The 21,673-nt window shown below is 43.0% G+C and carries 14 protein-coding genes; 11 read left to right on the top strand and 3 right to left on the bottom strand.

All coding sequences use genetic code 11. The features are described from left to right. The first annotated feature begins 111 nt into the window (after window positions 1-111). The 10 genes from ABR189_RS27655 (at window position 112) to ftsZ (ending at window position 14,714) form a co-directional block, all read left to right on the top strand. The gene (locus ABR189_RS27655; RefSeq protein ID WP_354663762.1) at window positions 112-2,166 is read left to right on the top strand and encodes a penicillin-binding protein; all 2,055 of its coding nucleotides are present in this window, start codon (window positions 112-114) and stop codon (window positions 2,164-2,166) included. Continuing rightward, window positions 2,166-3,632 carry a UDP-N-acetylmuramoyl-L-alanyl-D-glutamate--2,6-diaminopimelate ligase gene (locus ABR189_RS27650; RefSeq protein WP_354663761.1) on the top strand — a complete coding sequence of 489 codons (1,467 nt, stop codon included), beginning with the start codon at window positions 2,166-2,168 and terminating at the stop codon, window positions 3,630-3,632. The genes ABR189_RS27655 and ABR189_RS27650 overlap by 1 nt, the downstream gene beginning before the upstream one ends. Window positions 3,633-3,714: 82 nt before the next feature. Then, window positions 3,715-4,971 carry a phospho-N-acetylmuramoyl-pentapeptide-transferase gene (gene mraY, locus ABR189_RS27645; protein WP_354663760.1) on the top strand — a complete coding sequence of 419 codons (1,257 nt, stop codon included), beginning with the start codon at window positions 3,715-3,717 and terminating at the stop codon, window positions 4,969-4,971. A 37-nt stretch (window positions 4,972-5,008) separates the two neighbouring features. Then, the gene (gene murD / locus ABR189_RS27640) at window positions 5,009-6,409 is read left to right on the top strand and encodes a UDP-N-acetylmuramoyl-L-alanine--D-glutamate ligase (protein WP_354663759.1); all 1,401 of its coding nucleotides are present in this window, start codon (window positions 5,009-5,011) and stop codon (window positions 6,407-6,409) included. Window positions 6,410-6,533: 124 nt separating this feature from the next. Then, entirely contained in the window at window positions 6,534-7,694 is a 1,161-nt protein-coding gene (locus ABR189_RS27635; protein WP_354663758.1) for an FtsW/RodA/SpoVE family cell cycle protein, read from the top strand. 71 nt (window positions 7,695-7,765) lie between these two features. Beyond that, window positions 7,766-8,857, top strand: a complete 1,092-nt coding sequence (gene murG / locus ABR189_RS27630) for an undecaprenyldiphospho-muramoylpentapeptide beta-N-acetylglucosaminyltransferase (RefSeq protein ID WP_354663757.1) — start codon at window positions 7,766-7,768, stop codon at window positions 8,855-8,857. A 66-nt stretch (window positions 8,858-8,923) separates the two neighbouring features. Beyond that, window positions 8,924-10,297: a UDP-N-acetylmuramate--L-alanine ligase gene (gene murC / locus ABR189_RS27625; protein ID WP_354663756.1), complete on the top strand. Its 1,374-nt coding sequence runs from the start codon at window positions 8,924-8,926 to the stop codon at window positions 10,295-10,297. 29 nt (window positions 10,298-10,326) lie between these two features. After that, window positions 10,327-11,379: a cell division protein FtsQ/DivIB gene (locus ABR189_RS27620; protein ID WP_354663755.1), complete on the top strand. Its 1,053-nt coding sequence runs from the start codon at window positions 10,327-10,329 to the stop codon at window positions 11,377-11,379. Further along, window positions 11,376-12,779: a cell division protein FtsA gene (gene ftsA, locus ABR189_RS27615; protein ID WP_354663754.1), complete on the top strand. Its 1,404-nt coding sequence runs from the start codon at window positions 11,376-11,378 to the stop codon at window positions 12,777-12,779. The genes ABR189_RS27620 and ftsA overlap by 4 nt, the downstream gene beginning before the upstream one ends. A 165-nt stretch (window positions 12,780-12,944) precedes the next feature. Continuing rightward, a complete protein-coding gene (gene ftsZ / locus ABR189_RS27610) occupies window positions 12,945-14,714 on the top strand; it encodes a cell division protein FtsZ (protein ID WP_354663753.1) in 1,770 nt (589 codons plus the stop codon). Between the two features lie 109 nt (window positions 14,715-14,823). Here the strand turns inward: ftsZ and ABR189_RS27605 are convergent, their stop codons facing one another. The 3 genes from ABR189_RS27605 to ABR189_RS27595 form a co-directional block, all read right to left on the bottom strand. Further along, the gene (locus ABR189_RS27605; RefSeq protein WP_354663752.1) at window positions 14,824-16,590 is read right to left on the bottom strand and encodes a DUF4091 domain-containing protein; all 1,767 of its coding nucleotides are present in this window, start codon (window positions 16,588-16,590) and stop codon (window positions 14,824-14,826) included. Window positions 16,591-16,733: 143 nt separating this feature from the next. Then, a complete protein-coding gene (locus ABR189_RS27600) occupies window positions 16,734-18,719 on the bottom strand; it encodes a KUP/HAK/KT family potassium transporter (RefSeq protein WP_354663751.1) in 1,986 nt (661 codons plus the stop codon). A gap of 129 nt (window positions 18,720-18,848) precedes the next feature. After that, complete coding sequence (locus ABR189_RS27595) at window positions 18,849-20,396, bottom strand: OmpA family protein (protein ID WP_354663750.1); 1,548 nt, start codon at window positions 20,394-20,396, stop codon at window positions 18,849-18,851. Window positions 20,397-20,689: 293 nt separating this feature from the next. On the opposite strand from ABR189_RS27595, the gene ABR189_RS27590 reads away from it, so the two are divergent. Further along, window positions 20,690-21,655, top strand: a complete 966-nt coding sequence (locus tag ABR189_RS27590; RefSeq protein ID WP_354663749.1) for a polyprenyl synthetase family protein — start codon at window positions 20,690-20,692, stop codon at window positions 21,653-21,655. Window positions 21,656-21,673 lie beyond the last annotated feature (18 nt).

Raw genomic sequence — 21,673 nt, 5'->3', positions numbered from 1 at the left:
TAGCTATAAAGACTTTTGTCATTAACTGCCAAACAGCAGTTATAAAATACAAACACTGAAGTGGAAGTAAAAAAGGACATATTATGGAGAGTGTATTTATGCTTTATCGGCATGGCACTCTTCAGTGTGGCCATACTTGTCAAAGTGTTTGTAATACAGCATGTGCAAGGCGACTACTGGCGCGGCATGGCAGATAGCCTCCATACCCGCTACGTAGCATTGGATGCAGACCGTGGTACCATCTATTCCGAGGAAGGCAGAATGCTGTCTACCTCTATTCCGTATTTCGATATACGGATAGACTTTGCCGCAGACGGTTTACGTGATAAAAATGGTAAAGTGTTTAAAGATAACGTAGACTCCCTTTCCATCAGACTGGCGCGCCTTCTGGGCGACCGGACTGCGGGAGAATACAAACAGCTGCTGAGGGAAGGGTACAAATCGAAAGACCGTTATTTTTTGCTGAAACGCGATGTTCCCTTTGAGCAATACCAACAAATCCGCAACTTTCCAATGTTCCGGTTAGGTAAAAACAAAGGGGGCATGATTGCAGAAACAAAAAACAAACGCATCAACCCTTTTAAACTGCTGGCCAACAGAACCATCGGACTGGCACGTGAAAATGCCCAGAATGTCGGACTGGAAAGAACATATAATGATTACCTGAAAGGGGTAACCGGTAAAAGACTGATGCGCCGTATCGCTGGTGGCACTTTTGTTCCGGTAGAAGGATATGATATAGAGCCGGAAAACGGACGCGATATCATTACCACCATTGATGTAAACATGCAGGATATTGTTGAAACCGCGCTCATGAATATGATGGTGGATAATGAAGCAGAGCATGGTACCTGTATATTAATGGAGGTAAAAACCGGCAAAGTAAAAGCGGTGGCCAACCTGGGCAGACAACCGGACGGCAACTATTGGGAAGATATGAACTATGCACTGCAGGTGGGAGAACCGGGTTCTACCTTCAAACTGGCTACAGTAATTGCCGTGCTGGAAGATAAATACGCGACAATGAACGACCTGGTGGATATGGAAAACGGACGCTGGCAGGTGGGACGCAGAACTGTATTTGATTCTGAACCACACAAAGGTCCGCAAAATGTGAGTATCAAACATGCATTTGAGCTGAGCTCAAACGTAGGTATGGCCAAATTGGCCTATCAGTATTATTATAAAAAACCAAATGCTTTTGTAGCACACCTGAAAAAACTGAAGCTGGATCAAAATACAGGTATTGATCTGGTGGGAGAAGGAAGACCGGTAATAAAAAATACCGCTTCCAAAACATGGAGCGCTACTACCCTTCCCTGGATGGCATTCGGATATGAAGTACTGATAAGCCCGCTGCAAACTTGTATGCTGTACAACGCTGTGGCCAATAATGGTAAAATGATGAAACCTTACCTCGTCAATTCCATTATGGAGTTTGGCCAGGTAGTAAAACAAGTAGAGCCTGCTGTTGTAATGGACAGCATATGCTCAAAAAGTACTTTAACACAGGTACAACGGATGCTGGAAGGGGTAATGATCAGTGGTACCGGAAAACGGCTAGCCACTCCTTATTATACCATTGCAGGCAAAACAGGTACTGCGCTGGTAGCCAATGGCAGCCGGGGATATGCTGATAAAATCTATCAGTCTTCCTTTGCTGGCTATTTTCCTGCTAATGATCCGCAATATACCTGTGTGGTGGTAATCAAAAACAAATCCCGCGCAAAGAAGTTCTATGGGGCTTCTGTAGCCGGTCCGGTATTTCGTGAAGTGGCAGACAAACTATATGCTATTGCTGTAGAAAAACAAAAGCCCATGCAGTCGTCAGTTCAGATAGACACCCTGCTGGCACTCAAAAATGGCAAGAGCAGCGAATGGAAAGAAATACTCTCTACCCTCCAGTTGCCCTGGCAGGGTACTGTTGCTAACAGCGGCTGGGTAAGTGCTAAAGTGAATGACCGTAAAGTGGCCTTTCAAACCATTGCACAAGCCAAGGGCGCTGTTCCCAACGTAACTGGAATGGGATTAAAGGATGCACTGTACCTGTTGGAAAATGCTGGGCTAAGAGTAGAGGTGAGAGGTGCAGGTAAAGTAAAAACACAATCAATACCTGGTGGTAGTAAAATAGGTAATGATCAAACAATAGTAATTGAGTTGAGTTAATGAATACGCTGCGGAACATATTGTACAATGTAAGCATACAGGCCGTTCATGGTAATAATGATATTACTGTGCACGCACTCTGCATGGATTCCAGAACTGTTACAAAAGGAGATGCCTTTATAGCAGTAAAAGGCGTACATGCGGATGGACACCTGTTTATCGATAAAGCCATTGCACAAGGAGCAGCAGCGGTTATCTGTGAGGTATTACCCGCTCAACTTACAGCCGATGTTTGTTATATACAGGTCAATAACAGCGCACTTGCATGTGGTATCATGGCAGGAAATTTCTACGGAAATCCCTCCCAGCAATTACAGCTGATAGGCGTTACCGGTACCAATGGTAAAACAACGATTGCTACCCTGTTATTCCGGTTATTTACCCAACTGGGACATCACTGTGGATTAATCTCCACCGTACAGAACCAGATAGGTGACGATATCATTCCGGCTACTCATACCACCCCGGATGCTATACATCTTAATGCCCTGTTGGCACAAATGGTACTGGAAGGATGTGAGTATGTGTTTATGGAGGTGAGTTCACATGCCATACACCAACAGAGAATTGCTGGCTTGAAGTTCGCCGGAGGGATCTTTAGCAACATTACACATGACCATTTGGATTATCATAAAACGTTTGATGAATACATCCGTGTTAAGAAATCGTTTTTTGACAACCTGCCAGCTACTGCTTTTGCATTGACCAATCTGGATGATAAGAGGGGTGCAGTGATGCTGCAGAATACCAAAGCCAGGAAAGCAACCTACAGCCTGCGTACACTGGCCGATTTCAAAGGAAAAATCCTGGACAACGGCCTTACCGGACTCATGATGCTGATTGGCGAAACAGAAGTACACTTCCGGCTCATTGGGGAATTTAATGCATACAACCTGCTGGCGGTATATGGTACAGGGGTTTTGTTGGGTAAAGATAAGGTGAAAGTACTGCAGGCCCTGAGCAACACATTAGGTGCGGAAGGACGTTTTGACTATATCCTTTCCGCTCATGAACGGATCATTGGTATTGTGGATTATGCGCATACTCCAGATGCACTTAAAAATGTACTGTCTACTATTCAAAATCTGCGTAAGGGTAATGAGCAGGTAATTACAGTAGTAGGATGCGGTGGCGACCGGGATAAAACCAAACGCCCGGTAATGGCAGATGTGGCAACGGAACTTAGTGACAAAGTGATTTTCACATCAGATAATCCCCGCTCTGAAGATCCTGTGGAAATTATCCGCGAAATGGAGGCAGGTGTTCCGGTACATCTGAAGAAAAAAACATTATCCATTACCGACAGGAAAGAAGCTATTAAAACAGCCTGCAGCCTGGCCAATCCGGAAGATATCATCCTGATAGCAGGTAAAGGGCATGAAAAATACCAGGACATTAATGGTATCAAACATCCTTTCGACGATAAACAGGTATTGAAAGAAGTGATGGAAATGATGGGAAAGTAAAGTGAAGTGAATAACTGACTAACCGAGACTAACTAACTGACTTGCGCCATGTAAAGCCATGGACAGGCGACTAAAACTATATATGTTATATTATTTTTTTGATTACCTGAAAACATTAAACTATAACATCGCAGGAGGCGGGATGTTTCAATTCATCACGTTCCGTGTGACAATGGCTTTATTGTTATCATTGGTAATTTCTTTATTGCTTGGAAAACGTATAGTTAGATATCTTCAACGTAAACAAATAGGCGAAACGATCCGTGAGCTGGGGCTGGCTGGTGAAAACACCAAAAAAGGCACTCCTACCATGGGTGGTTTGATTATACTTACCGCCATTATCATACCTACTCTCCTTTTTGCACGGGTATTAAACGTGTATATCCTCCTCATTCTGCTGTCTACCATCTGGCTGGGCATCATTGGGTTCATTGATGATTACATTAAAGTATTTAAGAAAAATAAGGAAGGACTGGCTGGCAGATTTAAAATAATGGGGCAGGTGGGGTTAGGACTGATTATTGGTACTACCCTCTATTTCAACGATAACGTGCTTATATCGCGCGAATTGATTGGCGCCAAAAAGCTGAGCGCAAATGAAAGGCCAGTTAGCAGCTCCGAAAGGGTCACTAAAGACGGGCACCGGTTCGTGGATGTAAAAACACCCATCACTACCATCCCATTTGTAAAGAATCATGAGTTCAACTATTCCAAACTCATTTCCTGGATGGGACCCAATGCAGAGAAATACACCTTCATCCCTTATATACTGATTGTAATCTTCATCATTACAGCTGTATCCAATGGGGCTAATATTACTGACGGACTGGATGGCTTAGCCACCGGTGTTTCTGCTATTATAGGGGTATGTCTTGGCATATTCGCTTACGTATCCGGTAACATCCAGTTTGCCGAATACCTGAACATCATGTATATACCAAACCTGGGCGAGCTGTCTATTTTTATTGCAGCCTTTGTAGGGGCCTGTGTGGGCTTTCTATGGTATAATGCCTACCCCGCACAAGTATTCATGGGAGATACCGGTAGCCTTGCAATAGGTGGCATCATTGCATCACTGGCTATCATCGTACGTAAAGAATTATTGATTCCTATTTTCTGTGGCGTATTCCTGGTAGAACTCGTATCAGTAATGTTACAGGTAGGATATTTTAAATACACAAAAAAGAAATACGGTGAAGGAAGACGGATATTGTTAATGTCACCCCTCCATCACCATTATCAAAAACTGGGCTATCATGAAAGTAAGATTGCCGTACGCTTTTGGATCATCACCATCGTATGCGTGGTATTTTCTATTGCTACGCTGAAAATGCGGTAAGGCAAATCACAAAACAGATTAGAATTAATAGACAAAATTGGTAAACGAATTGGATAACAATACTACATATCAGACTGCTGCTACATCACTTCCGGCCTCCGGGAAGCGCCTGGTAATACTGGGTGCAGGAGAAAGCGGTATTGGTGCAGCTTTGCTGGGCAAACAGCAGGGATATGAAATATTTGTTTCTGATGGGGGTGCTATCAAAGATCTTTATAAACAGGAACTCGCAGTCAATAATATCCCTTTTGAAGAAGGGCATCATTCCTGGGATATCGTATTAGATGCAGCTGAAATTGTGAAAAGCCCGGGAATTCCTGAAAAAACGGAATTGATGAAAAAGGTAAGGGAAAAACAAATACCGGTTATTTCCGAAATCGAATTAGCATACCGTTTCAGCAAGGATAAAAAAATTATTGCCATTACCGGAAGCAATGGAAAAAGCACCACAACAGCACTTACCTATCACATATTTAAAACCGCAGGATTAAATGTGGCCATGGTAGGCAATATTGGGGTGAGCTACGCAAAGCAGGTAGCCACTGCACCGGCAGATTACTACGTTATTGAGATAAGCAGCTTCCAGCTGGATGACATAAAAGAATTTAAACCCAATGTGGCCATTTTATTAAACATCACACCAGATCACCTGGACCGTTATGAATATAAAATGGAAAACTATGTGGCTTCAAAATTCCGGATTGCCATGAATCAAACTGCGGAAGACTACTTTATCTATTGTAAAGATGATCCTGAAATAATGAAGCATTTGGAACAGCAACCCATTTTTTCAACAACAATACCTTTTACCATCATGGAACCACTGAAAGCAGGCGGATTTATAGCAAATGACCAGGTAAATATCCAGGTCAATGAGGAACCGGTTATCATGTCTATTTACGACCTCGCGTTAAAAGGCAAACATAACTTATATAACTCAATGGCAGCAGGGATAGCGGGCAGAACGATGGACATACGGAAAGAAAAAATAAGGGAGAGTCTTGCTTCATTTAAAAGCCTCGAACATCGCATGGAGTACGTTGCTACCGTGCGTGGAGTAGACTTTATCAATGATAGCAAAGCTACTAATGTAAACTCCGTATGGTTTGCATTGGAAAGTATGGAAAGACCAGTAGTACTGATTATGGGTGGAGTGGATAAAGGTAATGACTATGGTGCTATCCGTGAACTGGTAAAAGAAAAGGTAAAAGCAATTGTATGCCTGGGTGTAGACAATAGCCCTATACAGGAAGCATTGTCAAAAGATACTCCAGCTATGGTAAATACTGGTAGTATGGAGGAAGCAGTACAGGCAGCATTCCAGCTGGCTACAAAAGGGGATGTGGTGCTGTTGTCGCCTGCATGTGCCAGCTTCGATTTATTCAAGAATTATGAAGACAGAGGACGTCAGTTTAAAGAAACAGTAAAAGAATTATAGTGCTATAGAAAAACCGGATGCAGGTTTATTTTTTCCGGAATGATCCATAAACCAACAGCATTCGTAACTAAATACACTTAACTGAAAAATGGAAGGTTTACTACATAGGACTAAAGGTGACAAAGTGATTTGGACGATAGTGATATTCCTGTCGCTGGTAAGCTTGTTGGCTGTATACAGTTCTACTGGATCGTTGGCTTATCGCACACAGGGAGGCCGTACCGAGTATTACCTTATCAAACAACTGACAGTACTGGCATTGGGCATACTGATCATCTATTTTGCACACCGGGTAAACTATACGATCTACTCCCGTGTGGCACAAATAGGATTCATTATATCTATTCCTCTACTGATCTATACTTTGGCATTTGGGTCTAATATTAATGATGCCAGCCGCTGGATACGGCTGCCCGTTATTAATCTGACCTTCCAGACATCAGATATTGCCAAACTGGCCATATTCATGTATGTAAGCAGACAACTTTCCAAACGTCAGCACGTAATACAGGATTTCAGGAAAGGGTTCTTACCCATTATTATCCCTGTAGGTATCATATGTGTGCTTATCATGCCGGCTAACATGTCTACCGCACTGCTGCTGGGCGCCAGCTGTATGCTGTTGTGCTTTATAGGAAGAGTGCCGGTGAAGTTTCTGCTGTCTATGATGGCACTGGGTATTGGACTTGTAGTATTACTATTCCTCGTTGCAAAACTCACCGGGGAAAAAATGCGTACGGAAACATGGGAGAAAAGGATTGAAAGCTTTATGGCCGATGATCATGCTGAAGCACCGTATCAGGTACAACAGGCCAATATCGCCATAGCAGGTGGTGGATTATTTGGGAAAGGACCGGGTAATAGTGAGCAACGCAATTTTTTACCACACCCCTATTCAGATTTTATCTACGCCATCATTATTGAAGAATATGGCATGTTTGGTGCCTTCTTAATATTGGCAGCATATATGATATTACTGCTACGCAGTATCAGAATATACAAAAACTGCCCTTATGCCTTTGGTGCATTCCTGGCATTAGGACTAAGTGTAACCCTGGTAATACAGGCGTTGACTAATATGGCCGTAAATGTGCACCTGTTTCCGGTAACGGGAGTTACCCTTCCGCTGGTAAGTATGGGGGGGTCTTCTGTACTGTTTACCAGCCTGGCTATTGGTATCATACTAAGTATATCACGCAGTGTGGATGAAATGGAGGTCAAAAAAGCAGAACAGGAAAGGATAGCCAAAGTAGTAGGTGAAAATGCCAACGCACAGGTGGCATAACGTGCAGCTGGAAGCTGAGAGAAATGAATTGTAATAAAACAGTCCTGATGGGCTATAAATAAAAAGAATATATGCAACGCAAAGTAATTATAGCAGGTGGCGGTACAGGAGGACATATCTTCCCGGCCATTGCTATTGCCAATGCGTTGAAAAAAATAGAGCCTGATATAGATATTCTTTTTGTGGGAGCGCTGGGCAAAATGGAAATGGAGAAAGTACCACAGGCAGGGTATCCGATTGAAGGGCTGGAAATAGCAGGGTTTAACCGCAGCAACATGCTGAAAAATCTGCTGTTACCATTTAAAATCCTGAAAAGCTTAGGCCAGGCTCGTCGCATCATGCAACGCTTTCAGCCAGATGTAGTAGTGGGTGTAGGTGGTTATGCCAGCTTCCCCATGTTAAAACAGGCCCAGCGTAAAGGTATTCCTACCCTCATCCAGGAGCAAAACTCCTTTGCAGGTAAGACGAATAAACTATTAGGCAAAAAGGCTAAAAAGATATGTGTGGCTTATGATAATATGGAGGTCTTTTTCCCTGCGGATAAATTAATTCAAACCGGTAATCCGGTAAGAAACAGTATCACGCAATCTGCTGTATCTAAAGAAGAAGCACTGGCTCATTTTGGCCTTAGTAAGGATAAAAAAACAGTGTTTGTAGTAGGTGGAAGCCTCGGTGCTAAATCCATCAATGAGGCCTTACTACCCTTACTACCCACTTTTGAAGGAAAGAACATCCAGCTGATATGGCAAACAGGGAAGCCATTTTATGATACTGCCAGATCGGCCGCGGCACCATATGCTACTCAGGTAAAAGTATTCGATTTTATTAACCTGATGGATTTTGCCTATAAAGCAGCAGATGTAGTGATATCAAGGGCAGGTGCACTGGCTATTGCGGAATTATGTGTGGTGAAAAAGCCAGTCATATTTGTTCCTTATCCTTTTGCAGCAGAGGATCATCAAACATCCAACGCAATGAGCTTAGTGAACAAAAAGGCGGCGCTCATCATAAAAGACCATGAAACAGGCACCCAACTGGGCACTACTTTGTTCAGTCTCGTACAGAATAAAGCGCTCATGGAACAACTGGAACAAAATATTGGTACACTGGGTAATGCCAATGCAGACATGGTCATCGCTAAAGAAGTGCTGAAGATTATCTGATGGTGACATTAGTAGAAAGCGTAAACAGTAGTTGTATTAAATAACAGATTATCAGGAATTGTATAAATGGATTTGAATAACATACATAGGATTTATTTTGTAGGCATCGGTGGCATCGGGATGAGCGCTATTGCACGCTTCTTCAATGAAAAGGGAGTGCAGGTAAGCGGTTATGATCGTACCTCAACGGCGCTTACCAAACAGCTGGAGGCAGAGGGTATGCAAATTCATTATACAGACGATATTAGTGCCATTGATAAGGAGGTAAACCTGGTAGTATATACACCGGCCATACCTGCAGATCACGAAGAACTTACCTGGTACAGGAATAATGGCTACGAAGTGGTAAAACGCAGTGATGTACTGCAGGAAATTACACGTTCCCTGTTTGCGATCACCGTGGCAGGTACACATGGAAAAACTACTATATCCACTATGATAGCACACATTCTCCGCCATAGTGGATACGGATGTAATGCATTCCTGGGAGGCATCAGTGTAAACTATGAAAAGAATTTCTGGAGTAGCGACAAACAGGTGGCAGTAATTGAAGCGGATGAGTACGACCGGTCGTTTTTAAAACTGAGTCCGGATATTGCCGTGCTCACGGCCATGGATGCTGATCACCTGGATATATATGGTACTGCTGCATCACTGGAAGAAGCGTTCATCCAATATACCAGTAATATCAAGCCCAATGGCACTTTAATAGCCAGATTCGGATTACATAAAAACAGTGAGTTAAAAGCACCCAACAAACTGCTGTATAGTTTACAAAATGATGCAGCTGATATTTATGCCACTAACATACGCATGGATAAAGGTGGTTACGAGTTTGATGTAGTGCAGCAGGACTGGCTGATCGACAATGTCCGCCTGTATATTGGCGGTATGCATAATGTGGAAAATGCAGTGGCGGCAATAGCAGTAGCACATCTGTTGGGGATCAGTTCCGCTAAAATAAAAGAAGCAGTAGCTGATTTCAAGGGTATCAAACGTAGGTTTGAATATGTAGTAAAAGCAGACAACCAGATATACATTGATGATTATGCACATCATCCGGAAGAGCTGAAAGCGCTTATCAGTAGTGCACGGGCATTATTTCCAGGTAAAAAATGTGTGGTGCTATTCCAGCCTCACCTCTTTAGCCGTACCCGGGATTTTGCAAATGGTTTTGCAGAGAGTTTATCATTGGCAGATGAAGTAATACTGCTTCCGATATACCCGGCACGTGAATTGCCAATAGAAGGCGTAACCAGTAAAATCATTGCTGATAAAATAACAAAAGCACAAGTACAACTCTTGTCAAAAGAAGCAGCATTGAGCTGGATAGAAAACAATCCGGCTGCACTACTGATCACTGCGGGGGCGGGTGATATTGATCAGTTAAAAGCACCGATAAAAACGATATTAACAGACAAGGATAATAAATCAAGTTAGTAACAATTTAATTTAATCAGATAAATCCGATGCAGGACAAAACTAAAATAGTACTCAGGCGCATAGGCACTTCCATCCTCTGGATGGCAGTACTGGCAGGCTTTGCAGTACTGTTGGTAGCAGCTGTCCAGGATAAAGATGCCAGCAGGTGCAGCGGCATTGTTGTAAAAATTACCGGAAGTGACGATAACTATTTCATTGAAGAAAAAGATATCAAATCACTGGTAGCAAAAGACCGGAGTGTGAACCCTGTGGGGATGCCGATTGGCGAAATCAATATTTCCAATCTGGAAAAGATCGTGGAACGTGATCCATGGGTAAAACATGCTGAAATATTCTTTGACAATCAGCAAAAGCTAAATATCAAAGTAGTACAAAGGGAGCCGGTAGCACGCGTATTTACCTTTAGTGGAAATAGCTTTTATCTGGATGAAACGGCAGACCGCATACCTGTTTCACCCCGCTATGCTGCCAGGGTCCCTGTATTTACCGGATTCCCAACAGATGGTGGTAAACTGCAAAAATCAGATAGCCTGTTATCTGCACAGATTATAGATATGGGCAGATATATCCTGACAAATGATTTCTGGATGGCACAGGTGGAGCAGATAATGATTACCGGCGACCGGAAAATGGAGTTTATTCCCAAACTTGGAGATCACATCATCACATTTGGAGAAGGTACCGATGTAGAAAAGAAATTTACCAAACTACTGGCTTTTTATAAAGAAGGTTTAAATAAGGTAGGATGGAATAACTATACGCGCATCAATGTGGCGTACGAAAATGAAGTGGTTTGCACACGCAAAGATGGTAAAGCTCCCATACAACCGGATATCAGACAGCCAGACAGCTTAAAGCTGACAGATGCTGATGAACCTCCGGTAATGGATGCTGTTGTGCCAGAAAAAAAGGAAGTAAAAGAACCGGAACATCCTCCGGCCAAACATGCAGCAAAACCGGCACCAGCCAAAGCGAAAGCGGCTAAGAAAGAACCGGTCCAACCGCAAAGACAACCTAAAGCAGTGTATAAGCCAGAAAAAAAATCTGTAAACACAACAAAAAACAATAAAACGCCATGAATCAGGAAGCTCCCATCATTGTAGGTCTCGACATAGGCACTACGAAGATTGCTGCCATTGCAGGAAGGAAGAATGAATACGGGAAACTGGAAATCCTGGGATTCGGTAAAGCCACGTCGTTTGGTGTTCAGCACGGAATGGTACTGAATATCGACCAAACAATAAAAGCCATCAGGCAGGCGTTGGAAAACTGTTATGCATCGAATCCCAATCTGGAGATAAACGAAGTATATGTTGGCATAGCCGGCCATCATATAAAGAGTTTACAAACCCGGGGGGATATTGTGAGAAATGATACCGACGCAGAGATATCCCAGATTGATATCGACCAACTGATCAATGACCAGTACAAAACTGTAATTCCCGCCAGTGATCAGATCATTGACGTAATACCGCAACAATATATTGTGGATAGCCTGCAAAACATCACCTATCCCATCGGGATGTCCGGGGTGAAAGTAGGTGCCAATTTCCACATCATTACTGGAGACAAAAATGCGATCCGGAATATCAACCGCAGCGTAGAAAAGTCCGGTCTTAAAATCCATGACCTGGTATTACAGCCACTTGCTTCTGCTGCCGCAGTAATGTGCGACATGGACTTTGAAGCTGGTGTAGCCATCGTGGATATTGGTGGTGGTACTACAGACCTGGCAGTGTTTTACGAAGGTATTCTGAAACATACAGCAGTGATTCCATATGGTGGTGAGAACATTACCAACGATATCAAAAATGGTCTGGGTGTTTTAAAAACACAGGCAGAACAGATGAAAGTACAGTTTGGTTATGCACTGGCGGATGAAGCTAAAAATAATGCGTACATCACTATTCCCGGATTACGTGGCCAAAGCCCGAAAGAAATATCTGTGAAAAATCTGGCGCATATCATCCAGGCACGTATGAGCGAAATACTCGATTTTGTAGTATATCATCTCAAGCAGATCGGTATGGATAATAAAATGCTGAATGGTGGCATTATCCTTACTGGTGGTGGTTCTCAATTAAAACATCTGATACAGCTCACCGAATATACTACCGGCGTCAATGCACGTATAGGCTATCCCAATGAGCATCTCGCCAGCGGGCATATCGATGAACTGACTAAACCAATGTATGCTACCTGCGTAGGGTTGATTCTGAAAGGTTATAACGATTATGAAAATGATCGTCGTGCACTGGAAGAAAATTATGTTAAAATTAACACCAGCTATTTTGCAAAAGAGCAGGCTGCCCAGGCATTGGCAACACCAGAAGAATGGACAGACGAAGAAGCTCCTTCAAGCGAGGAAATACAGGACAGGAAAGCAAAAGAGCGGAGTGCATCTTTAAAGAATTTTCTGGACAAGATGAAAACCAAGATTATAGACATGTTTACTGAAGAAGAGGACGCTAAGCTATAATACTAAATGGCGTAATTGTTGCAGCCATTTATAAATCAAAAAATTGAGAATTAATACCAGGATAATTAGAATGGAACAGGATAATAAAATATTTACAAGCTTAATTCTTGATTTACTATTTGTTCGTTTTAATTATTCAAACTAACCCATAAAAGAGAAAGAGTCATGATACATTTTGATCTTCCTAAGGAGAAGTCCTCCATCATCAAGGTGATAGGCATTGGTGGCGGCGGAAGCAATGCGGTGAATCATATGTATAGCCAGCGCATTGAAGGTGTGAATTTTATCATTTGCAATACAGATGCGCAGTCTATTGCTAATAGCCCTGTTCCCAACAAAATACAGTTAGGGCCACATTTAACACAAGGGCTAGGTGCTGGTGCCAATCCTGAAATAGGGAAACAGGCTACGGAGGAATCCTTTGAAGAAATCAAAAAGATACTGGAGGTGAATACCAAAATGGCTTTCATCACCGCTGGTATGGGCGGCGGTACCGGTACCGGTGGCGCTCCTATCGTGGCACGTATCTGTAAAGAACTGGGTATTCTTACTGTAGGTATTGTTACCACTCCCTTCTCTTATGAAGGTAAAAAACGAATGGCACAGGCAGATGAAGGGGTGAGCCGTTTGAAAGATTATGTGGATACCCTCCTCATTATCTCCAATGATAAGCTACGTCAGAAATTTGGTGACCTTAAATTCAAGGCTGCCTTCGAAAAAGCAGATAACGTACTCGCTACTGCGGCCAAATGTATTACGGATGTAATCAACTCTACCGGTCAGATCAACGTCGATTTTGCCGATGTATGCACTGTAATGCGTAATGGTGGAGTAGCTATCCTGGGAGCTGCCGTTGCAGAGGGTGAAGGCAGGGCTCAAAGAGCCATCGAGGATGCACTGACTTCCCCACTGCTCAATGACAATGATATCCATGGTGCAAAATGGATTCTTATCAATATCTCTTCTTCTGAAGGTGAATTTGAACATACCCTTGATGAAATGGATACTATCCAGGCTTATGTACAAAGCCAGGCAGGTGAGGATTGTGATGTGATCCTGGGTGTGGGATATGATCATACATTAGATCGAAAGCTGGGAGTAACCATCATTGCTACAGGTTTTGAACAAAAACCTATTCAGCAAATGAAAGTAACTCCTGAGCAAACTGCTGCTATTGCACAAAAGGAAGAACCTAAAATTGTAATGACGCTGGGACGTGATGGGGATGAAAAGAAAATGACGAGCAATAACCAGGGGACCTTGTTTCAGGAACCCGTAGACCTGATGGCTCCAAGGCTCGTAGAACCTATGGTTGTATATCCTGAAACAAATAATTCCTTTACACCACCGGCACCACAGCCCACACCGGAAAGGCAGAGTTATGTGCTGAATATAGAACCAGTACCAACACCTCAGCCATCCGTACAAGCGCAGGCTCCGGTTAGCAACCCTGCTCCTGCTACACAGCTTCCGCAGGCGGGCAATAACATAAATGTTATTCAACCTTTGCCTAACAGCAATGCGGGTGCTTATTTAAACAGCCCTGCACAGATCTACGTAGAGCCGGGAAATACGCCGCCAGCAACTGATAAGCCGGAAATGAAAATGGTATTTAAAGAAGATGAGTATACTACTCCTCCGGAAATAGAGCCACATCACCCGATCTTTGTAGAAGATACAGAGGAGCAGAAACGTAAACAGGCAGAACGTATTGCTAAATTACGCAGTATCAGCTTTAACGTAAAAACAATGGATAGTAATGCCGAAATAGAAAATGTACCTGCTTACCTGCGCAGAAATGTGAACCTGGATAATGGTGCCGGCTCTGCAGAACATTTCTATTCCAATTATACGGTGAGTAATGATCCGGCTCAAAACAGCCAGACCGAGATCAATACCATCAATACCTTTTTAGATGGGAAAAAGCCCGATTGACGAACAGAGAGAATTCTATTCAGACAATTTGATTGTTTTTTAGTTGTGTTAAAAAAAAATCCTCCGGTTCCCCGGAGGATTTTTTCATCTTGTAAGTTGAAATATCTTCTTAGAACTCGTTCAACTGCGCTTTGGCGGTTTTCAGCATATCTGCTGCTGACGTGCTTTTTAAGGCACTGATCTCAAACCCTGTCAACATTTTATCCAACGCTTCCAGTTTCGCTGTATTATGCGCCTGCGTGAATTTTTCACGTAGTATTCTTATCTTCTCAAAATCCTGTATGCCTTCACGTAATCTTTCAAAACGGATAGATGATCTCCATCCTGGGTATACCAGATAGGTATCTCCTGCTGCCCATGTACGGAAGCGGGAATCCTGCAAAGGATCCTTTACCCAACAGTTATATGCCCAGCGTAAATAACCATCATATCCTTTAGCTGCTGCATGCCAACCCAGCCAGGTAGCTTCTGCCGGAGGAGAAAAAGTAAAGGTATTCGGAAAACCCTCGGTACAACAGGTATAAAAAGTACTGGGCATATTATGCTGCTTACGGTATGCCCTCACATCTTTATCAAAATCCAGGCCCGCTGCAATGCAATAGTCATGTATATCTGCTTCTATCTCCGGATGATAATTACCTGCCATAGATACTTTAAAATTCTTATCTACCGCCTTGATAATAGCCAGTGCCTGCTGCATATCCTTCATTGGCCTTTCATCCATGGCAATTGCAGTAATGCCAAACCATCCCTTTGCTTTAAGATGTTTCGCAAAATCTGTCAGCATAGGTTTCCAATGAGCGGTGTATTCCGCTGTACCGGGCTTGGCTATAATGAAAGTATCTTTACCGGCAGCCTCATCATAATAATAGAATTTCAGGTTCCAGGGGATCATACTATAACAGCTGATCTCGTTACGGATCCCCAGGTCCATCATAAACTGCACCCATTTATCAAACACAGTATAATCATATGCCCAGCTGCCATCTCTCTTCTTGGTCCACTTTACCATGGTACCATATATATCCTCTGTCTGGCTATTCCAGGGATCATGAATAATCGTAGCTGTGATGACTTTCTGGCCCACTTTGGCCAGCTCCTGCATATAGGGCTTCATCGCCGCAAAATGCGCTTTACTCCAGTCTTTTACACCATACATACGTGATATAGCATAAGGGCTCTGCCACAGATCAAGATGATATTTCCAATCTTTAGGAGCGGGCAAGGTATGTTCCAGCACCTGTACCTGATATGGCAACATGGCAGGAGTACTATTACGCCCAATTTTTACCTTTACATACCCATTATAGATACCTGCCGGAGTATTAGCCGGCACATCCACGCTCAACCATACCGGTTGCGTTGTGTTGGCAGGAATATCACGCTTGTTAATAATATCAATCGCATCTGCTACCAGAGAAGAATCATACTCACCAGGTGCACGGTGTCCGCAACCGCCACCTTCTTTGTTCAAGCCATCTGTCATCACATAGCGTAAAAAACCTGTGCTGATCTGGCTGGTCTTTATCTTATTCCCTTTGTCATCCTGCAATGGCAGTACTTCCATGCTTACTTCCTGTAATGGCTGCGCAGTCCAGATCAACAACTGCGTATGTACTTTCTCCCCTTTCCAGGCTTTAGCCGTCCATTGTTTAGGTAAAGTGGCTGCATCAGGGGCATTTCTTTTCTCATATCTTACAGATACATCTGCAAAGCTAAAATGTACCTGATTACCGGAAACAGCCTGCCAGGACGCAGTATTTACCGGTTTAGGATCCGGCAATTCTTTAAAATCCTTCGAGAAAGGGCCCGATTGGGCTATAACATACTGTTGCAGGGCCATCAAAACCAGGACCCAAAAAAATTTCCTCACCATAAAAAAGATTAAGTAGTAAAAATAGGCATGTTTCTGATTTATAATAATGCTTAATTGATGAATGATAATGTATTATTACTATTTAAAAAGAAAAGCGGTTCAGGATATACTCCCAAACCGCCTTATAATGCTATAAGATAAGTTTAAATCAATTGCTGGGGATCAGACCAGTCACGATCACGTATAATACGTTTCAGCTGCAGATTGGTCACCGGTGCTACTACCAAAGGATATTTTTCAATGGTTACATAACTGGAATCCAGCCCAAAACCCCTTTCTTCCGACAGGCTGATTTTTTTCAGGAAGAAATACATTTTCATGACCATTCTTTCATAGAGTGGCAGATCATTATCATGGGAAAGGAATTTCTCCATAACAATAAACTGAAAATCGCCCACAACATTATTCTTACTTAAAGACTCGTAACGGCTGGTAATATTCACTTCCTTGTTGCGCACCATATCTTCCACCACCATACGGAACATCAGGTTAATACGCTGCTCCACTTTAAATCCTAAGCGGAATTCCACCCGTATCACCTCATTGGGGATGATCGTTTGTACAGAATATTCGCTCAGATATGGCTCATCCACCACATCCACATGAACAAACCAGTAAATATCTGCCCGTTTGGGTTTCTTATTCAGGATGGAGTAAATGATTTTATGTTCTATTTCCTTCGGATTATCCGCACTGCTCATATATACCAGGTGAGTGGCATATTTGGGAATAGAAGTATCATTGCTCAGTTCCTGTAAAATAGGCAGGTAGTCTTCCAGTCGTACAAATTCCACATACCGGTTTTTAATCTTACGCGATTTAAACCAGACCATCATGATCATAAACAAGGCCCCTGCCACAATTACCGTTACATAACCACCATGCATGAATTTAACCAGGTTGGCAAAAAGGAAAGAGAATTCTATTGTAAGATAAACGACCAGATATAATAAGATCCAGCCGGGCCATACCCTCCTGGTGTACAGATAAAAGGCAAAGAGACAGGAGGTCATGAGCATACAAATAGTGATAGATAGCCCATAGGCCGCTTCCATAGCCCCTGATTCCTGAAAGATGAGTACTATAGATACACATCCGGTAAACAGTACAGCATTGATCCCCGGAATATACAGCTGTCCCCTCATTTCAGTGGGGTAGTTAATCCTGAGCTTAGGCCATAAATTTAGACGCATTGCCTCAGAAATGAGGGTAAATGAGCCGGATATAAGCGCCTGACTGGCAATAATAGAGGCCATCGTGGCTATCAGTACACCAAAAATCACGAACCACTCCGGCATAATGGTAAAAAATGGGTTCTGATCTTTAGGAATGATTTGGCCGCGCTGGGTAAGTAGCCAGGCTCCTTGTCCCAGGTAATTTAAAATAAGGCATGCTTTTACAAAAATCCAGGAGATACGGATATTACCTCGTCCGCAGTGGCCGAGATCCGAATAAAGGGCCTCTGCCCCCGTAGTACACAGAAATACGGCTCCCAGAATTAAAAATCCTTTAGGGTAAGTTGTTAACAGTTCAATGGCATAATGTGGGCTGAATGCTTTTAAAACGGAGAGATCATCTGCAATATGAGAAATGCCCAGTATTCCCAGCATGGTAAACCAGATCACCATAATAGGGCCAAACATACGGCCTATAGATACCGTACCGAACTGCTGCATCAGGAACATTCCAGTAATAATCGTCAGCACTATTTTTACAATCGTCCACTGTGCCAGATCTTTGAATACTTCCAGGGTACGTAACCCTTCAATAGCAGAAGTAACAGTGATGGGCGGGGTAATGATCCCATCGGCCAGGAGGGCCGCTCCACCGATCATGCCAAAGACAACCGTCCATTTGGCATGTCTTCTGACCAGGGCATACAAGGAAAAAATCCCTCCCTCCCCTTTATTATCGGCCCTCAGGGTGAGAATTACATATTTGACAGTTGTTTGAAGGGTAAGCGTCCATATAATACAGGAGATTCCTCCAATTACCAGCAGATCGCTTACCGGGTTTCCCCCCATAATTGCTTTGAAAACATAAAGCGGAGAAGTTCCTATGTCGCCGTAAATAATACCCAGCGCTACTACTAAACCTGCCAGGGAAACCCTGTTAATGTTTATTCCCACGTAATAAGTAATTGGTTAAGAGCCTTCAAATTTAGCGGTAATATCTGAAATGTTGCCTGTTATAATAAAAAATACCCCGGCAAGATCTGCCAGGGTATTTTTTAAAACTATTTACCAGTGAGGACTGAATTAGTTAGCAGGAGCTAAATCAACAGTACCAGACTCACCAGGAGTATTTTGTTTGATGAAACGACCTCTGTCAATACCTTGCTTGTCAGCCAGGTAATCGATCACAGCGTCAACTCTTCTGCTGCTCAGGTCAACACCACCTTTCTTGCCTTTAGCACCAGCGTGGCCGGTAACCAGTACATTACATTCTGGATTGCTTCTCAGTGTGTTAGCTACGCTAGACAGTACTGCTTCCATATCGTTAGATACTTTAGTAGAGCTACCTTTGAAGGAAACGCTAGGCAGAACCAGGCTTGCACATGCAGGCTTAACGTTCTTGCAGCATTCTGGATCTGGGCATTTACCAACGCCATCAGCATCAACTGGTTGGCAGTAAGTAGGCGTGATCAGTTGTTTGTCTTTGTAGTCAGGAACACCATCACCGTCAGTATCTTTAGCTACACCATGAACATCAACAGGAGCACCTGCTGGTGTGTTAGGCTCGCGGTCGAACTGGTCAGTTACACCGTCGCCATCAGCATCAGGCAGTACCGGAGTAGGCAGTTTCATGTGACGAGGAGAGCTCAGCTCGCTGTAAGCATATTCCAGCGGGTTGATCCACCATAAAGGCTGAACGCGTTTGCTGGAGTTACCCAGGTTGAAGTTCAGTCTTACGCTAGTGTAAGAGAAGAAATCTTTTGTAGATCCACCAGGACCAGCATAACCATCCAGGTAAGCATCAAAAGGCATTGTTACCTTTTCTTCTATACCGATATTAAAACGGTTAGAAACTTTGAAGGCAACACCAGTACCTAAATCCAGTGCATGACGCAACAGTTGGTTGTCGTCTTTACGGCCGATTGCGATCCTGTTGCCCTGAGAAGGTGCATTGCTTTCATATTTCTTATCCTGCAGATTCTTCAATGCATCCTTGATGTCTTTACGTTTGCCACCAAAGTTGATGCCGGAATAGTCATAACCCTGACCATTTGCACCCAAAGCATCTACGTCAACATCGATCATAGCCAGGGTGTAACCTGCTAATACATACCAGTTAACTTTAGGCTCAGCCTTGTAGAACATGATATTGCTCAAAGAAACAATCGCATCCAAAGACAGTGCGTGTGTAGCAGTTTTGTAGTTAGGAACAATCATACCATTGTTCTTAGCTGCTGTTGCTGCCCAAGGATTAACACCACCACCTCTTTGAGATGGTTTCAATTTGATATCCTGACCATAGTCAAAAGATCCAGTGTATTCTGCTCTCAGGGAGAAAGTATGCCCTAAAGCTTTTCTCAGGGAGATACCACCACCAAAACCTGGGGTAGGACTAACAGTACCGGAGATCAGGTGTAAACCACCGTGAAAACCGAGTTCCCACATGCTTCTTGGTTTAGCAGGGAAATTAGACTGGTGATTCACAAAGCTGTTTTGTTGTGCCATTCTCTTAGCCGGAACTTTAGATGAATCCAGGGCATCATAAGAAGAAGGCGTAACTTGTGCAAAACCAGAGGACGCCGCTAGTAAACTCATAGCGCCTGCCAGTAATAAGTACTTTTTGCTTGCCATAATTGTTTTTTATTTAAAAACTGTTAAAAATTTACTAATAACCCGTTTTTTACCAAGCAAAGGTAAAAATCATAAATGAATATACAAATTTTTCTTGCAATATTATTTTCATTGATAAGTGCCTCAAAACGAAAGCATAATTACTACATTCATCTACCGGGTTTCCTCTCATGTTAAAGTATTGTTATACTCTACTGTTAAAGGAATGTTATACACCATATACAAATTAAGGGCCAAATTGTTAAAATGTGGCATTTTAAACCTAGCTTAGCAATCCTTTTTTTATTTATTATATGGACGAGATTAAACAACTGATCGGCAGGGAATTACTGGATTTCGAAAATAAGTTTGCAGACTCCGTCAAGAGTCATGTGCCATTGCTCGACCGTATAATGCATTATATTGTAAAGCGTAAAGGCAAGCAAATCAGACCCATGTTTGTATTATTGTCTGCCAAACTCTTCAATAAGGACATCCAGGAAGGTACCTACCGGGCGGCTGCTCTGGTAGAATTACTGCATACGGCTACCCTTGTTCATGACGATGTGGTAGATGATGCCTATGAGCGCAGAGGCCTTTTTTCTATTAATGCACTGTGGAAAAATAAAATTGCCGTACTGGTAGGAGACTATCTGTTATCTAAAGGATTACTCCTCTCCCTGAACAATCACGACTTCAAAACCCTGCAGATTTTATCCGAAGCCGTAAAGGAAATGAGCGAGGGCGAACTGCTACAGATCGAAAAAACACGTAAACTTAACATACAGGAAGATATTTACTTTGAAATCATCCGCAGAAAAACAGCCTCCCTGCTGGCATCTGCCTGCGCTGCCGGTGCCTGGAGCTCCAGTGCCGATGAACATATTACCGAACAAATGCGCCTTTTTGGCGAAAAAGTAGGGATTGCCTTCCAGATCAAGGACGATCTCTTTGACTATGGGGCTGACAAAATAGGTAAACCTACCGGTATTGACATCCGGGAGAAAAAATTAACGCTTCCGCTGATCTATACTTTACAGCACGCTACTGCGGAAGACCGCCGACGTATTATATATATAGTCAAAAACCAAAATACAGACAAAGACAAAGTAGCAGAAGTAATCCGGATGGTAAAAGCATCAGGTGGAATTGGCTACACCCAGGAAAAAATGTTCCAGTACCGGGACGAGGCGCTGGCGATATTAAACCAGTTCCCGGAAAATGAAATCAGAAAGGGTCTTGAATCGCTGGTGCGATTTACTACAGACCGGACTTTTTAAAATAGTGAGCAGTGAAAA

The sequence above is a fragment of the Chitinophaga sp. H8 genome (assembly GCF_040567655.1).
Lineage (GTDB): Bacteria > Bacteroidota > Bacteroidia > Chitinophagales > Chitinophagaceae > Chitinophaga > Chitinophaga defluvii.
Note: the sequence above shows the minus strand (reverse complement) of the source record. Positions and strands in the feature narration are given on the sequence as shown.

What these genes read in the sequence shown, in the direction of transcription:
- ABR189_RS27655 (WP_354663762.1), top strand. Translation starts at nt 112, where the DNA reads ATGGCACTCTTCAGTGTGGCCATACTTGTCAAAGTGTTTGTAATACAG.
- ABR189_RS27650 (WP_354663761.1), top strand. Translation starts at nt 2,166, where the DNA reads ATGAATACGCTGCGGAACATATTGTACAATGTAAGCATACAGGCCGTT.
- mraY (WP_354663760.1), top strand. Translation starts at nt 3,715, where the DNA reads ATGTTATATTATTTTTTTGATTACCTGAAAACATTAAACTATAACATC.
- murG (WP_354663757.1), top strand. Translation starts at nt 7,766, where the DNA reads ATGCAACGCAAAGTAATTATAGCAGGTGGCGGTACAGGAGGACATATC.
- murC (WP_354663756.1), top strand. Translation starts at nt 8,924, where the DNA reads ATGGATTTGAATAACATACATAGGATTTATTTTGTAGGCATCGGTGGC.
- ABR189_RS27620 (WP_354663755.1), top strand. Translation starts at nt 10,327, where the DNA reads ATGCAGGACAAAACTAAAATAGTACTCAGGCGCATAGGCACTTCCATC.
- ftsA (WP_354663754.1), top strand. Translation starts at nt 11,376, where the DNA reads ATGAATCAGGAAGCTCCCATCATTGTAGGTCTCGACATAGGCACTACG.
- ftsZ (WP_354663753.1), top strand. Translation starts at nt 12,945, where the DNA reads ATGATACATTTTGATCTTCCTAAGGAGAAGTCCTCCATCATCAAGGTG.
- ABR189_RS27605 (WP_354663752.1), bottom strand. Translation starts at nt 16,590, where the DNA reads ATGGTGAGGAAATTTTTTTGGGTCCTGGTTTTGATGGCCCTGCAACAG.
- ABR189_RS27595 (WP_354663750.1), bottom strand. Translation starts at nt 20,396, where the DNA reads ATGGCAAGCAAAAAGTACTTATTACTGGCAGGCGCTATGAGTTTACTA.
- ABR189_RS27590 (WP_354663749.1), top strand. Translation starts at nt 20,690, where the DNA reads ATGGACGAGATTAAACAACTGATCGGCAGGGAATTACTGGATTTCGAA.